Below are 13,860 nucleotides of genomic sequence, written 5' to 3'. Positions count from 1 at the left end.
CTCCCCTCCCCTAGATTCCCGCGAGTCACACTCGTAGCTCTAGGGGACGGGAGCCGCACGTATGCCCGACGACCTATCACTTGAGGAACACCCCGCACCGCCGCGGCGGCCGGTGGTCACCGCGTCGCGCGTGATCGCCGGGATATGCCTGGTCGCGCCCTTCGTGGCGCTGCTCTGGGTCGGCTCGTACTCGCGGCTCACCCCGAGGTTCATCGGCATCCCGTTCTTCTACTGGTACCAGATGGCGTGGGTGCCGGCGGCGGCGCTGCTGACGTACACCGCGTACGTCCTGGTGCGCCGCGAGGAGCGGGCGCGCAAGGGGGGTGCGGCCAAGTGACGAACGACGTGAACGGCGTGGCGCTCGGCGTCTGCGTCTTCTTCTTCCTCCTGGTCACGGTGATGGGCTTCCTCGCCGCCCGCTGGCGACGCGCGGAGAACGCCCTGCACCTGGACGAATGGGGCCTGGGCGGCCGGGGTTTCGGCACCTGGGTGACCTGGTTCCTGCTCGGCGGCGATCTCTACACCGCGTACACCTTCGTCGCCGTGCCCGCCGCGATCTACTCCGCGGGCGCCGCCGGGTTCTTCGCGGTCCCGTACACGATCATCACCTACCCGCTGGTGTTCCTCTTCCTGCCGCGGCTGTGGTCGGTCTCGCACAAGCACGGGTACGTGACCTCGTCGGACTTCATCCGCGGCCGGTTCGGGTCGAAGAGCCTGTCGGTCGCGATGGCGCTCACCGGGATCGTCGCGACCATGCCGTACATCGCGCTCCAACTCGTCGGCATCCAGGCCGTGCTGGACGTGATGGGCGTGGGCGGCGGCGACTCCACCAACTGGTTCGTCAAGGACCTGCCGCTGCTGATCGCCTTCGGTGTGCTGGCCGCGTACACGTACTCCTCCGGGCTGCGCGCGCCCGCGCTGATCGCCTTCGTCAAGGACGCGCTGATCTACATCGTCATCGTGGTCGCGATCATCTACATCCCGTACAAACTGGGCGGGTTCGGCGACATCTTCGACAAGGCGGACGCGGCCTACAAGGTGACCAACCCCGCCACCGGCAAGCCGCGCGGCTCACTGGTGTCGGCGCCGCAGGCCCAATGGGCGTACGCCACGCTCGCGATGGGCTCGGCGATGGCGCTCTTCCTGTACCCGCACTCGGTGACGGCCGTGCTCTCCGGCAAGAGCCGCAACACCATCCGCCGCAACACCACGATCCTGCCGCTGTATTCGCTGATGCTCGGCCTGCTGGCGATGCTCGGCTTCATGGCGCTGGCGGCGGGCGTCGGAAAGGGCGTCAAGGGGTACAACGCCCAACTGGCCATCCCCCAGCTCTTCGAGGACATGTTCCCCTCCTGGTTCGCCGGGGTGGCCTTCGCCGCCATCGCCATCGGCGCGCTGGTCCCGGCGGCGATCATGTCGATCGCGGCGGCCAACCTGTTCACCCGCAACATCTACAAGGACCTGTTCAAACCGGACGCCACCCCCGCGCAGGAGACCAAGGTCTCCAAGGCCGCGTCCCTGGTGGTCAAGGTCGGCGCGCTCGTCTTCGTGCTGTCGATGGACAAGACGGTCGCGATCAACTTCCAGCTCCTGGGCGGCATCTGGATCCTCCAGACCGTCCCGGCCATCGTCGGCGGCCTGTTCACCCGCTGGTTCCACCGCTGGGCGCTGCTGGCCGGCTGGGCGGCGGGCATGGCGTACGGCACGTGGAAGGCGTACGAGCAGACCAGCGCCAGCCAGTCGCACTTCGGCGGCAACTCCGCGAAGATCCCCGGCATCGGCGAGCTCGGCTACATCGGCCTCACCGCCTTCGTCCTGAACGCGGCGGTCGCGGTCGTCCTCACCCTGGTCCTGCGCGCCCTCAAGGCCCCCGACGGCGTGGACGAGACGGCGAAGGGCGACTACGTGGTGGAGGCGGAGGAGGCGGCGAAGGAGGCGGTTCCCGCACCGGCGTAGTAGAGCGCGAGGGGGCGGGTCCCGGGGGCGCGAGGCCGCGTTGTGGTGTGCGGCCCGCGCCTTGGGGACCCGCGCCTTGGGGACCCGCGCCTCAGCGCGAGGCGAAAGTGCGCCGGTACCCCTGCGGCGTGGTCCCCGTCCAGCGGGCGAAGTGATGCCGCATGGTCGCCGCGTTCCCGAACCCCGCGCGGAGCGCGACGGCGTCCATGGTGTGGTCGGTGGCCTCCAGCAACTCCCGTGCCAGCAGCACCCGTTGACCCAGCAGCCAGCGGTACGGGGTGGTGCCGGTCTCCTGCTGGAAGCGGCGGGCGAAGGTGCGCGGCGACATGTGGGCGCGGGCGGCCAGCTCCTCGACGGTCACCTCGCGGTCCAGGTGCCGTTCCATCCAGGACAGCACCCCGGCCACGGTGTCGCTCTGCCCGCGCGGCAGCGGCCGGTCCACGTACTGCGCCTGGCCGCCCTCGCGGTGCGGCGGCACCACCATGCGGCGGGCGATGCCGTTGGCGACGGCGCTGCCCTGCTCCTTGCGCACCAGGTGCAGGCAGGCGTCGATGCCGGAGGCCGTACCGGCCGAGGTGATCACCCCCGCGTCGTCCACGTACAGCACGTCGGACTCGACCTTGATCTGCGGGTACCGGCTCGCGAGGCGTTCCGCGTGCCGCCAGTGCGTGGCGCAGCGCCGGTCGTCGAGCATGCCGGAGGCGGCCAGCACGAAGACGCCCGAGCACACGCTGAGCACCGTCGCGCCGCGCTCCACGGCCCGGTTGAGCGCCGTGAGCACCTGCGGCGGGAAGTCCCGGTCGATGTACGAGTCCCCGGCCGGTACGGCGATCAGGTCCGCCTCGTCCAGCCGGTCCATGTCGCAGGAGGCCGACAGCTCGAACCCGGCGTGCGTGCGCAGCGTCGGGCCCTCGCCGGAGATCACCGCGAAGTCGTACACGGGCAGCCCGTCCTCGCTGCGGTCGAGGCCGAACACCTCGCAGATCACCCCGAGTTCGAAGGGGTGGACACCGTCGAGCAGTACCGCGGCCACGTTCTTCAGCATGCTCCCGAGGATGCCACGTGGCAGGATGTCGCGGTAGTACGGCGGTCCTGCCACTGTTCGCGGGTAAGCGGCGCGAGCACGATTGACCCATGACCGTTCTCCTGGACATCGCAGCCCTCTCCGCCCTCCTCCTCATCCTCTCCTTCGTCCCCGTCCTGGGCCTGCGCGCCGAGGCCAGGATCACCCGCCAGATCCGCGCGGCCGACGCCGCCCGCGAGGCCGAGGCGACACGCCGGGCGCACGCGAGACGCGCCGCGCGCGCGGACCGCGAACCAGGCCGCGAACCGGCCCTCACAGCGGTCGCGGCCCCGCGGATCTGAGGGCGCCGGAGGGAATAAAATCCCCTCCGGCGCTTGCGCGCCGACCTCGGCGACCCGCCCTCACGACACAACATCTGGGCTTCCACGCGAACCGCGGCACTACATGTATGCTCAACTTCGCTGTCGAGCAGGGGAAGCCGGTGCGAATCCGGCGCTGCCCCGCAACGGTGAGCGGGCGTACGCCCGCACAGCCCGAGGACCTGCCGCCAGCGCGCCCGTAGCGCCCACAAGCGACGGGCGCAGTTGTGTCCGGGCCTCGCGGATTGGGCCGGCGGACGCGTCGCGGCACGCCCATGCCTGAGCAGGGGTGCGCCTCCGCACGCGTACCCGCTCCTCCCCGCCTGGCCGTCGCCGCGTTCGAGGGAGAGAGCACCACCGTGACCATCGCGCCCGCAGACCCCGCTTCAGCCGAACTCCGCACCGTCGCCCCCCGGATTCCCTCGGCTCCCCCCTCCGGACCTCTCCCCGGACCTCCCGCCGGTCCCGACGAGGGCCCGGGCGCGGACCTGCTGCGTACGCTGGTGCGGCTCACCGCCGACCTGACCGACACCGACCCCGGCCGGGTCGCCGCCGCCGCGCTGCGCGGCCGTAACGCCGCCTCCGACGCGGCCGAGATGCACAGCCTGGCCACCGAGGCGGCGGCCGGCCTGATCTCCGAGGACCCGGCGTACTCGCGGCTGGCCGCCCGGCTGCTGACCTCGACCATCGCCGAAGAGGCCGCGGGCCAGGGTGCGGTGTCGTTCTCCGCGTCCGTCTCGGTCGGGCACCGCGAGGGCCTGATCGCCGACCGCACGGCCGCCTTCGTGGCCCTGCACAAGACCCGGCTCGACGCGCTGGTGGACGAGGCGCTGGCCGCCGGCGCGGACGACCGCTTCGGCTACTTCGGCCTGCGCACCCTGCACAGCCGCTACCTGCTGCGGCACCCCATCACCCGTCAGGTGATCGAGACCCCGCAGCACTTCATGCTCCGCGTGGCCTGCGGTCTCGCCGAGGACGACTCGGTGCGCGCCGCCGAGGAAGTCGCCTCGCTCTACCGGCTGATGAGCGCGCTGGACTACCTGCCCAGCTCCCCCACCCTGTTCAACTCCGGCACCCGGCACCCGCAGATGTCCTCCTGCTACCTGCTGGACTCGCCGCTGGACGAGCTGGACTCGATCTACGACCGCTACCACCAGGTGGCGCGGCTGTCGAAGCACGCGGGCGGGATCGGCCTGTCCTACTCCCGGATCCGCTCGCGCGGTTCGCTGATCCGCGGCACCAACGGCCACTCCAACGGCATCGTGCCGTTCCTGAAGACGCTGGACGCGTCGGTGGCCGCGGTCAACCAGGGCGGCCGTCGCAAGGGCGCCGCGGCGGTCTACCTGGAGACCTGGCACTCCGACATCGAGGAGTTCCTCGAACTGCGCGACAACACCGGTGAGGACGCGCGCCGCACGCACAATCTGAACCTGGCGCACTGGATCCCGGACGAGTTCATGCGCCGCGTGGAGACCGACGCCGACTGGTCCCTGTTCTCGCCGTCCGACGTGCCGGAGCTGGTCGACCTGTGGGGCGACGACTTCGACGCCGCGTACCGCAGGGCGGAGGCCAAGGGCCTGGCGCAGCGCACGATCCCGGCGCGCGAGCTGTACGGCCGGATGATGCGGACCCTCGCGCAGACCGGCAACGGCTGGATCACCTTCAAGGACGCCTCGAACCGTACGGCCAACCAGACGGCGGAGCCCGGCCGTACCGTGCACTCCTCGAATCTGTGCACCGAGATCCTTGAGGTCACCGACGACGGCGAGACCGCGGTCTGCAACCTGGGTTCGGTGAACCTGGGCGCCTTCGCCACCCCGGGGGGCGGCGCGGGCGACGAGATGGACTGGGAGCGGCTCGACGAGACCGTCAGGACCGCGGTGACCTTCCTCGACCGGGTCGTGGACATCAACTTCTACCCGACCGAGCAGGCGGGCCGCTCCAACGCCAAGTGGCGCCCGGTGGGCCTGGGCGTGATGGGTCTTCAGGACGTCTTCTTCAAGCTGCGGCTGCCCTTCGACTCGGCCGCGGCGCGCGAGCTGTCCACCCGGATCGCCGAGCGGATCATGCTCGCCGCGTACGAGGCGTCCTGCGACCTCGCCGAGCGGCAGGGCCCGCTGCCCGCCTGGGACAAGACCCGTACCGCCCGCGGTGTGCTGCACCCCGACCACTACGCGACCGAGCTGAACTGGCCGGAGCGCTGGACGGCGCTGCGCGCCCGGATCGCGGCCACCGGCATGCGCAATTCGCTGCTGCTGGCCATCGCGCCGACCGCGACCATCGCGTCCATCGCCGGTGTCTACGAGTGCATTGAGCCGCAGGTCTCCAACCTCTTCAAGCGCGAGACGCTGTCGGGTGAGTTCCTCCAGGTCAACTCGTACCTGGTCGCCGACCTCAAGCGGCTCGGCGTGTGGGACGCGCAGTCCCGCGAGGCGCTGCGCGAGGCCAACGGCTCGGTGAACGGCTTCAGTTGGATTCCGGCCGAGATCCGCGAGCTGTACCGCACGGCGTGGGAGATCCCGCAGCGCGGCCTGATCGACATGGCGGCGGCGCGTACGCCGTTCCTCGACCAGAGCCAGTCGCTGAACCTGTTCCTGGAGACGCCCACCATCGGCAAGCTCAGCTCGATGTACGCGTACGCCTGGAAGCAGGGCCTGAAGACGACGTACTACCTGCGGTCCCGGCCCGCGACCCGGATCGCCCGCGCGGCCCGAGCCCAGCAGCAGACGGCCGCCACCCCCGTCCCCGTACCGGTGATCGCCGACGCCGACGCGATCGCATGCTCCCTTGAGAACCCCGAGTCCTGCGAGGCCTGCCAGTAATGACGTCCACCGACAAGAATCTGCTCGACCCGGGCTTCGAGCTGACCCTGCGTCCGATGCGCTACCCGGACTTCTACGAGCGCTACCGCGACGCGATCAAGAACACCTGGACCGTGGAGGAGGTCGACCTCCACTCCGACGTGTCCGACCTCGCCAAACTCAGCCCCGCCGAACAGCACATGATCGGCCGCCTGGTCGCGTTCTTCGCGACCGGTGACTCGATCGTCTCCAACAACCTGGTGCTCACGCTCTACAAGCACATCAACTCCCCCGAGGCGCGGCTGTACCTGTCCCGCCAGCTCTTCGAGGAGGCCGTGCACGTCCAGTTCTATCTGACGCTGCTCGACACCTACCTGCCCGATCCCGAGGACCGGGCGGCGGCCTTCGACGCGGTCGAGGAGATCCCCTCGATCCGCGAGAAGGCGCAGTTCTGCTTCCGCTGGATGGACTCGGTCGAGAAGATCGACCGCCTGGAGTCCAAGGCCGACCGCCGCCGCTTCCTGCTCAACCTGATCTGCTTCGCCGCGTGCATCGAGGGCCTGTTCTTCTACGGCGCCTTCGCGTACGTCTACTGGTTCCGCTCGCGCGGCCTGCTGCACGGGCTCGCGACCGGCACCAACTGGGTGTTCCGCGACGAGACCATGCACATGAGCTTCGCCTTCGACGTGGTCGACACCGTCCGCAAGGAGGAGCCGGACCTCTTCGACGAGCAGTTGCGGCAGCAGGTCACCGACATGCTGCGCGAAGCCGTCGAGGCCGAGCTCCAGTTCGGCCGCGACCTGTGCGGCGACGGCCTGCCCGGCATGAACACCGAGTCCATGCGCGCCTACCTGGAGTGCGTCGCCGACCAGCGCCTCGCCCGCCTCGGCTTCCCCCCGGTCTACGGCTCGGAGAACCCCTTCTCCTTCATGGAGTTGCAGGGCGTCCAGGAGCTGACGAACTTCTTCGAGCGCCGCCCGTCCGCCTACCAGGTCGCGGTGGAGGGCAGCTTCGCCCTGGACGAGGACTTCTAGACCCCGGGTTGGAACGGTCAACGGCGAAAGGGGCGGCGGAGGGCGATGAGCCTTCCGCCGCCCCTTTCCCGTCGGGCGGGCGCGCGGGGCGGGTCAGTCGTTGGGGACCGTTTCGAACTTCGGGGTGGCCTCGGCCATTTGCTTCATGACGTCTTTGCGGTCGCGCTTGGAGAGACGGTCGATGTAGAGGCGGCCGTAGAGGTGGTCGGTCTCGTGCTGGAGGCAGCGGGCGAAGTAGCCGCTGCCGTGGACGACGATCGGCTCGCCCTTGGCGTTCTGGCCGCGCACCACCGCGTAGTCGGGGCGGGCCAGTTCCATGTAGGCACCGGGGACGGACAGGCAGCCCTCGTTGGAGTCGTCCAGGCGGCGCCGGTCGGCGGGCAGTTCGTCCAGTACGGGGTTGCAGACGACGCCGACGTGCCGGTTGTCGTCGTCGTCCGGGCAGTCGTAGACGAAGACCTTGAGGTCGACGCCGATCTGGTTGGCGGCCAGGCCCACGCCCTCGGCGGCGCGCTGGCTGGCGAACATGTCGGCGATCAGCGCGTCCAGGTCGTCGTCGAAGGACGTGACGTCCTTGCACTCCCGGTGCAGCACCGGGTTGCCGACCACGGTGATCGGGCGGACGGTGCCGCGCTCGCGGTACGCCAGTTCGCGCGCCTGCGCGTCGGTCACGTCGTCGAGGAAGCCTTCGGTGGCCGCGTCGTGGCTGTGCGCGTGGTCGTGGTCATGCCCGTGGTGGTGCTGGTGACCGTGGCCGTGCTCGGTGTGCTGCTGGGACATCTGCGCCGTACGCCTTCCGCGAACCCGTAAACGAACCCCCCTAGGGTACGGGCCCGCGCACGACGGTGTTCCCCACACCTCGTGGTTCGTCGCACCTCGCCGTTCGGGGCACGCGGTTCAGGGCGTGCGGTTCAGCAGACCTCTTCGAGGTCCCGCCAGTCCCGGGTGTCCGGGCTGTCGGCGACCCAGCCGTCGAGCAGGCCGCGGACCAGGGACGCGGGGGCGGCGATCCCGCACTCGCGCTCCGGCGACCAGCGCACACCCGCGCTGTGGTGGCTGAGATGGCCGGGGTGACCGGGCTCACCGTGGTCGTGCGGGTCGCGCGTGGCCATCGAGCCGTCGTCGGTGGGCATCCGGCTCTCCGAACAGGTGCGGCACAGCAGCCGGACGGACGACGACCAGTCCTCGGCCGCGTACCCGGCCTCCGCCGCCAGCCGCTCCAGCGCGTCGCGGTCGGCGGCCGTGTCCGCTTCGAGGAGCACCAGCCAGGTCGGCACCGGGGACGGCGCCCACAGCTCGATCTCGTCGAAGACGGGGTAGACCGCGCCGCCCGCGGTGTCGGCGGTGGCGCGCTCGCCGTGCGGGACGCCGTCGTGCAGCACGACCTCGCCCCAGCGGCGCCCGGACGACGGCAGCGGGATGGAGAGCACCTCGACCCGCGCCGGGTCGAGCCTGCGGCCCCACACGACCTCGGCCTCGCCCTCGGGCGACAGCCGTACGGCGGCGCTGCCCAGCGGCAGCCGTACCGACTCCTCGCCGTTGTGACTCGCGGTGCCCGCGGGCATCCGCAGGCCGTACGCCTGCCAGGCGCGGCGGGCCAGCGGCCAGTCCTGCACGGCGGTGGCGGCGATGCCCAGGTTCCACCAGTCGGGGGAGCCGACCGGGCGGTCGAGCAGCGCCACCGCGCGCAGCCCGGCGATCCGGGCCTGCGCCCAGTCGTGCCGGAACTTGTGCAGCAGCGCGAGGTTGTACCAGGACTCCGACAGCCACGGCTCCAGATCGGCGGCTCGGGTCAGCAGCGCTCCGGCGTCCTCGTAACGGCCGTCGCCGATCAGCGAGAACGCCCGGTCAGTGGCCTGCCGCCACGTGGGCGACGGCCGGTGCCGCACTCTTCCGAAGATGTTCAACGTCGTTACCCGCCTGCCCGCTCAGCCGATCACTGCCAGGACGTCGCCTTCCCGCACCACTACGATCGCGTCCCCCCGTACGACTCCAACCTTGCACATTTTGGCCGTTGTCTCAGCCCGGCCGTCGCCCCCGTCCCCCGGGGCCGGCGACCCGGTCCGTGCGGTCCGCGGCTCCCCGGTGAGCGCGCTTCCTCACTCGACACCCTTGCCACTCCCGTGGGCATCCAACCATGCCCAGGTGGGGCGCCGTGCGAGCACCCTGGTGAGTGCCGCCACCACCTGCGGATCGTACTCACGTGCGGTCGCCAACCGCAGCCGCTCGACCGCCGCGAGCCGGTGGCCGAGGGCCGCGCCCGGCTCCCCCGTCAGGTCCTCGTAGGCGTTGACGGCCCGGACGATCCGGCCCGCCAACGGCTGTTCCCGGTACGGGTGCGCCTGCCGCTCCACGATCAGCGCCACCTCGGCCGGGGCGCCGGTCTGCCGCACCACCTCGCCGCCGAGCGCGGCGATGGCGCGCTGCCGCTCGCCGTCCAGCGGCTCCGTCGCCCCGCGCGGCACCGGGTCGACCAGCGAGAGCTGGCCGATGTCGTGCATCAGCGCCGCGTACTCCAGCAGCATCAGGTGGCGGGCGGGCAGGCCCAGCTCCCTGCCGACCGCGGTCGCCAGCTCGCTCACCCGCCGCGCGTGCCCCTCCGGTGTGTACCCGGCCACCTCGGTGGCCCGCGCCAGCGACCCGATCGTCTGCCGGTACGTGGCCCGCACCGCCGCCTGGCCCCGCAGCGACATCTGCGCCAGCAGCAGCGGCGCCGCGGCCATGGGCAGCGCCCACAGCCCGGCGGTCGCGACCGCCAGCGCCATCACCACACCGCCCGCGCACACCGCGCTGGCCATCCCCGCCAGTGCCCGCACCTCGTCGCGCAGCGCCGGGGCGTACGGGTGGCCGGTCCTGGCCGCGCCCAGGGCCGCCGCCAGCGCCGCGTCGCACAGCGCCGTCAGGCCGAGGACCGCCAGGAGTGCGGCGGCGTACGCGGGGCCTTCGCCTCCCGCGAAGGGTTGGGCGCACACCCCGGCGAAGGTCGCTGCCGCGACCCGCCGCACCTCACCGTCCCCCTTGGCCCCCGACCCCCCATGCCGCCCCGAACCCGGGCGCGCCTGCCCAGGAGGGTCCGCCCCGTAGGGGCGCGGGGAACTGCGCGGCCCGCCCCCACCGGCCGGTGGTCCGGAGACCACCGAACTGCCCCGCCGGGGCGGGTGGTGACCTGCGGGAGCGTCGTGGCTGAGCGCGCAGTTCCCCGCGCCCCTACGGGGCACCCACCTGCGCAAGGGACCCGCGCCCGCCGCGGCCCTGGAGGACACCCACCTGCGCAAAGGGCCCTCACCCGCCGCGCCCCTGGGGGGCAGCCACCTGCGCAAGGGACCCGCGGCCGCCACGGCCCTGGGGGGTGCCCACCTGGGTGAGGGGGGCGGGGCGGGGGCGGCTGCGTGGCGGGGGCGGGGGCAGCTCAGGGTCAGCGGGACGGCGGCCGCGAGGGCGGAGACGGCCACGGTTTGGGCGAGGCCGTGGCGGCCCGGCGCCAGGAGGGCGTAGGCGAGAGCCGTCGCCGTGGCGAGAGGCGCGGTGTCGCGGTCGACCCCGAAGGCGAGAGGGGCGAGGGGGGCGGGAAGGCGGAAGGTCACGCCCACGGCGATGACGGCGGCGAAGGCGAGGGCGGTGCCGGGCGCGGAGAGGCCGGTGAGGGCGGTACGCGCGACGGCGGCGGCCGTCAGGGTGAGGGCGGCGCCGTACACGCCCCGGACGAGCCGGGCCCTCATCGCGGCACCGGCGCGGAGACGGCGGCCGGAAGAAGCAGCGGGCCCCGCCCGGCGGTGGTGGCGCCGACCGGCCCCGAGGCGGCCACCGGCCAGGAGTGGTGGGCCAGCGCACGCGTCAGGGCGGCGACCATCGCCGGGTCGAAGTGCGTACCGGCGCAGGCGTGGAGTTCGTCGAGCGCGGCGCGAACCGGCCGGGCGCGCCGGTAGGAGCGGGTGGACGTCATGGCGTCGAAGGCGTCCGCGACGGCGACCACGCGGGCGAATTCCGGGATCTGGTCGCCCGCGAGCCCGTGCGGGTAGCCGCTGCCGTCGAGGCGTTCGTGGTGGTGCAGGATCGCGTCCCGCGCCTCGCCGAGGAAGGCGATGCCGCGGACCATCTCGTGCCCGTACTCCGGGTGCAGCTCGACCACCCGCCGCTCGGCCGGGGTCAGCGGCCCGTTCTTGCGCAACAGGCGGGTGGGGACGCCGAGTTTGCCGATGTCGTGCAGGATTCCGGCGAACCGCAGGGCGTCGACGCGGGGTTCGGGCATGCCCAGCTCGCGGGCGATGAACACCGAGGCGCGGCCCACGCGTTCACTGTGCCCGCGCGTGTAGTGGTCCTTGATCTCGACGGCCTGGACGAGCGCACGCACGGTCGCCCGGTGGGCGTCGCGTTCCCGGCGGGCGCGGGCGAATCCCCAGCAGGCCACGTACATCGGCAGCGGTACGAGCACCGCGGCGAAGGCGCCGTAGCGGGCCTGCCACAGGACGGCGGTCATGAGGGCGACGAGGCCGTAGGTCAGGTGCGGGGCGAGGCCGCTGAGCAGCGGTGCGCCCCAGGCCGCGCGCGGTGTGCGGCCCTCGGCGGTGACCAGGACGGCGCCGGTGAGCGCGGTGGCGGTGACGCAGAGGACGAGCGCGGCGGCGGTCGCGGGCAGCAGCGCGTACGGCAGGTCGGCGGCGGCCAGCGCGCGGGGGCCGTCGAGCAGCCGGGCGGCGAGCGCGGCGGCCCAGACGGCGACGGCCAGGTGGGCGGCGCGCCACAGCCGCCGTACGCGGCGCGGCTCCTGCTCCACGCGGCCCGCGAGCGAGCCGGGGACGGCCACCAGCGCGGCGGCGGCCGGGGGCAGCAGCAGGGCGGCGGCCAGCAGGACGGGCAGGAACGGGCCGACGGCGGCGGGCGGGTGGCGGCCCGCGGCGCGGTCGGGGAGCACGCCGGGCTCGCACAGCGCGTACAGGGCGGCGAGTACGGCGACGGTCCCCCACGCGGTGGCGGGCCGCAGGGCGGGCGCGGCGCACAGCGTCCCGGCGGCGCACACGGCGGCCACGGTGACCCGTGCGGGTGTCGGCATGGCGGACACGAGAGGCGGCCTCCTCCGTACGCGAACGTGCGCGAACGCGCGGCGGGCGCGGCCCGATCGGCTCCCGGCCCGTTGAGAGTCAGGAGGATAGGGCCGCGCCCGTCGTGGAAGAGGCGTTTGCCGGGGTTGGGCCGTCCGTGGGAGCCGACGCTCACCCGCACGGGTGACGTGAGGCGTATGCGCCCTCGTCCGAACGCCCGAACCCCGTCCACAAGCGCAACGGGGTACGAGCCGGGACGAAGGGGTACCGGGGGGTGTCCCGGCGGTGGCCGACGGCGGCGGGGAAGCCCTGGCGCGCCCGGCGGTGGAGACAGGAGCTAGCGGGCCTCGGCCTCGGTCGGGGTGGCGAGGATGTCGGGCGCCTGGTCCGGGACCGGGGCGACCTCACCGGAGCGGATCAGCTCGATCCGCATCATGACCTTCGAACGGAGGTCGGTCGGCACGTCGTCGGAGCCGCAGCACCGCTTGACGAGCTTCTTGACGGCCTGTTCGAGGCCGTACTTCTCCAGGCACGGGTGGCACTCGTCGAAGTGCTCCTTGAACTTGGCGCAGCTCTCGTCGGGCATCTCGTTGTCGAGGTACTCGTAGAGGTGGCCGAGCACCTCCGAGCAGTCCGTCTCATGTGCGTCGCCGCAACTCATGAATCCGCGCCCTTCTCATCCGCCGCGCCCGCGGGTACAAGACCGCGGTCCCGCGCATAGTCCTCCAGCAGCTCACGCAACTGGCGACGCCCGCGGTGCAGCCGGGACATCACTGTGCCGATGGGTGTTCCCATGATGTCCGCGATCTCCTTGTAGGCAAAGCCCTCGACGTCCGCGAGGTAGACCGCGATGCGGAACTCCTCGGGGATCGTCTGCAACGCCGCCTTCACGTCGGAGTCGGGCAGGTGGTCGAGCGCCTGGGACTCCGCGGAGCGCAGGCCGGTCGACATATGGGATTCGGCTCGTGCGAGCTGCCAGTCCTCGATCTCCTCCGAGCCGCTGCGCAGCGGTTCGCGCTGCTTCTTGCGGTAGGAGTTGATGAAGCTGTTGGTGAGAATGCGGTAGAGCCACGCCTTGAGATTGGTGCCCTCACGGAACTGGTGGAAGGAGGCGTACGCCTTCGCGTACGTCTCCTGGACGAGGTCTTCCGCGTCGGCCGGATTGCGGGTCATCCGCAGCGCGGCCGAGTACATCTGGTCGAGGAAGCCAAGGGCGTCCCGCTCGAAGCGCTCGGTGCGCTCCGCGCTGCTCTCCTGTGCTGCCTCACCGGACGCACTCGCGTTTTCCGCCGTGCTGTCGTCGGTGCCGGTGACCGCACCCACCTCCTCAGAAACGTCAGCGCGCCCAAAAGCGGCCACGCCTGTTCCGGAGGATATCCCGCTGGAGATCGACGTGCCGGATGCGCCCTTGCCGTCGTCCTTGACCGGCCATTCGGCCCAGTTCAGGTAGGGCGCGGCTGCGTCCGGTCGCGCGGTGGCCTGTGCGGCCTCTGCGCGGGACCGGCAAGCGGCTGAAACCATGCGGCTGCCTCTCTCACAGATCTCACGGATTGCTTCGTCAATGCGGGATCGAATCGTTCTGCCGATTCGCACAACACCGGTATCGCGCGGCTCATTCCCGGTGGCACAGGGGGCGCGCGGGCGGAT

11 protein-coding genes, 1 pseudogene and 1 riboswitch are annotated in these 13,860 nt (G+C 72.1%); of the genes and pseudogenes, 5 read left to right on the top strand and 7 right to left on the bottom strand.

What is annotated here, in order from left to right:
- Positions 1–61: 61 nt before the first annotated feature.
- Positions 62–337 carry a DUF3311 domain-containing protein gene (locus tag ACZ4EF_RS21565; RefSeq protein WP_467506072.1) on the top strand — a complete coding sequence of 92 codons (276 nt, stop codon included), beginning with the start codon at positions 62–64 and terminating at the stop codon, positions 335–337.
- Positions 334–1,956 carry a monocarboxylate uptake permease MctP gene (gene mctP / locus ACZ4EF_RS21560; protein ID WP_467506070.1) on the top strand — a complete coding sequence of 541 codons (1,623 nt, stop codon included), beginning with the start codon at positions 334–336 and terminating at the stop codon, positions 1,954–1,956. Before ACZ4EF_RS21565 ends, mctP begins: the two co-directional genes overlap by 4 nt.
- A gap of 91 nt (positions 1,957–2,047) precedes the next feature.
- On the opposite strand, the gene ACZ4EF_RS21555 is transcribed toward mctP, so the two are convergent.
- Positions 2,048–3,001, bottom strand: coding sequence for a helix-turn-helix domain-containing protein (locus ACZ4EF_RS21555; protein ID WP_355347320.1), 954 nt, complete (start codon positions 2,999–3,001; stop codon positions 2,048–2,050).
- An 89-nt stretch (positions 3,002–3,090) separates the two neighbouring features.
- On the opposite strand from ACZ4EF_RS21555, the gene ACZ4EF_RS21550 reads away from it, so the two are divergent.
- The 3 genes from ACZ4EF_RS21550 (at position 3,091) to ACZ4EF_RS21540 (ending at position 7,174) form a co-directional block, all read left to right on the top strand.
- Positions 3,091–3,321, top strand: a complete 231-nt coding sequence (locus tag ACZ4EF_RS21550; RefSeq protein ID WP_391044369.1) for a hypothetical protein — start codon at positions 3,091–3,093, stop codon at positions 3,319–3,321.
- A 105-nt stretch (positions 3,322–3,426) separates the two neighbouring features.
- A riboswitch (cobalamin riboswitch) is annotated at positions 3,427–3,525 on the top strand.
- Between the two features lie 230 nt (positions 3,526–3,755).
- Positions 3,756–6,161, top strand: a complete 2,406-nt coding sequence (locus ACZ4EF_RS21545; RefSeq protein WP_467506149.1) for a ribonucleoside-diphosphate reductase subunit alpha — start codon at positions 3,756–3,758, stop codon at positions 6,159–6,161.
- Entirely contained in the window at positions 6,161–7,174 is a 1,014-nt protein-coding gene (locus tag ACZ4EF_RS21540) for a ribonucleotide-diphosphate reductase subunit beta (RefSeq protein WP_355347326.1), read from the top strand. Before ACZ4EF_RS21545 ends, ACZ4EF_RS21540 begins: the two co-directional genes overlap by 1 nt.
- Positions 7,175–7,267: 93 nt before the next feature.
- On the opposite strand, the gene def is transcribed toward ACZ4EF_RS21540, so the two are convergent.
- The 6 genes and pseudogenes from def to ACZ4EF_RS21510 all read right to left on the bottom strand — a co-directional run bounded on the left by def (position 7,268) and on the right by ACZ4EF_RS21510 (position 13,536).
- Positions 7,268–7,954, bottom strand: coding sequence for a peptide deformylase (def, locus tag ACZ4EF_RS21535; RefSeq protein ID WP_355347329.1), 687 nt, complete (start codon positions 7,952–7,954; stop codon positions 7,268–7,270).
- A gap of 131 nt (positions 7,955–8,085) precedes the next feature.
- Positions 8,086–9,081: a tetratricopeptide repeat protein gene (locus tag ACZ4EF_RS21530; protein ID WP_188283420.1), complete on the bottom strand. Its 996-nt coding sequence runs from the start codon at positions 9,079–9,081 to the stop codon at positions 8,086–8,088.
- 192 nt (positions 9,082–9,273) lie between these two features.
- Positions 9,274–10,206 (bottom strand): annotated as a pseudogene (locus tag ACZ4EF_RS21525) (HD-GYP domain-containing protein); the annotation flags it as partial.
- Between the two features lie 683 nt (positions 10,207–10,889).
- A complete protein-coding gene (locus ACZ4EF_RS21520) occupies positions 10,890–12,233 on the bottom strand; it encodes an HD-GYP domain-containing protein (RefSeq protein ID WP_467506067.1) in 1,344 nt (447 codons plus the stop codon).
- Positions 12,234–12,550: 317 nt separating this feature from the next.
- Complete coding sequence (gene rsrA / locus ACZ4EF_RS21515; RefSeq protein WP_355347335.1) at positions 12,551–12,874, bottom strand: mycothiol system anti-sigma-R factor; 324 nt, start codon at positions 12,872–12,874, stop codon at positions 12,551–12,553.
- Positions 12,871–13,536 (bottom strand): sigma-70 family RNA polymerase sigma factor, encoded by a 666-nt coding sequence (locus tag ACZ4EF_RS21510; protein ID WP_391044361.1) that lies wholly within the window; start codon positions 13,534–13,536, stop codon positions 12,871–12,873. Before ACZ4EF_RS21510 ends, rsrA begins: the two co-directional genes overlap by 4 nt.
- Positions 13,537–13,860: the final 324 nt, after the last annotated feature.

Source organism: Streptomyces sp. NPDC025721 (assembly GCF_055558595.1).
This window is presented reverse-complemented; position numbering and strand designations above follow the sequence as displayed.

Coding starts and splice junctions, on each gene's coding strand:
- rsrA (WP_355347335.1), bottom strand. CDS start 12,874: ATGAGTTGCGGCGACGCACATGAGACGGACTGCTCGGAGGTGCTCGGC.
- def (WP_355347329.1), bottom strand. CDS start 7,954: ATGTCCCAGCAGCACACCGAGCACGGCCACGGTCACCAGCACCACCAC.
- ACZ4EF_RS21565 (WP_467506072.1), top strand. CDS start 62: ATGCCCGACGACCTATCACTTGAGGAACACCCCGCACCGCCGCGGCGG.
- ACZ4EF_RS21540 (WP_355347326.1), top strand. CDS start 6,161: ATGACGTCCACCGACAAGAATCTGCTCGACCCGGGCTTCGAGCTGACC.
- ACZ4EF_RS21555 (WP_355347320.1), bottom strand. CDS start 3,001: ATGCTGAAGAACGTGGCCGCGGTACTGCTCGACGGTGTCCACCCCTTC.
- ACZ4EF_RS21550 (WP_391044369.1), top strand. CDS start 3,091: ATGACCGTTCTCCTGGACATCGCAGCCCTCTCCGCCCTCCTCCTCATC.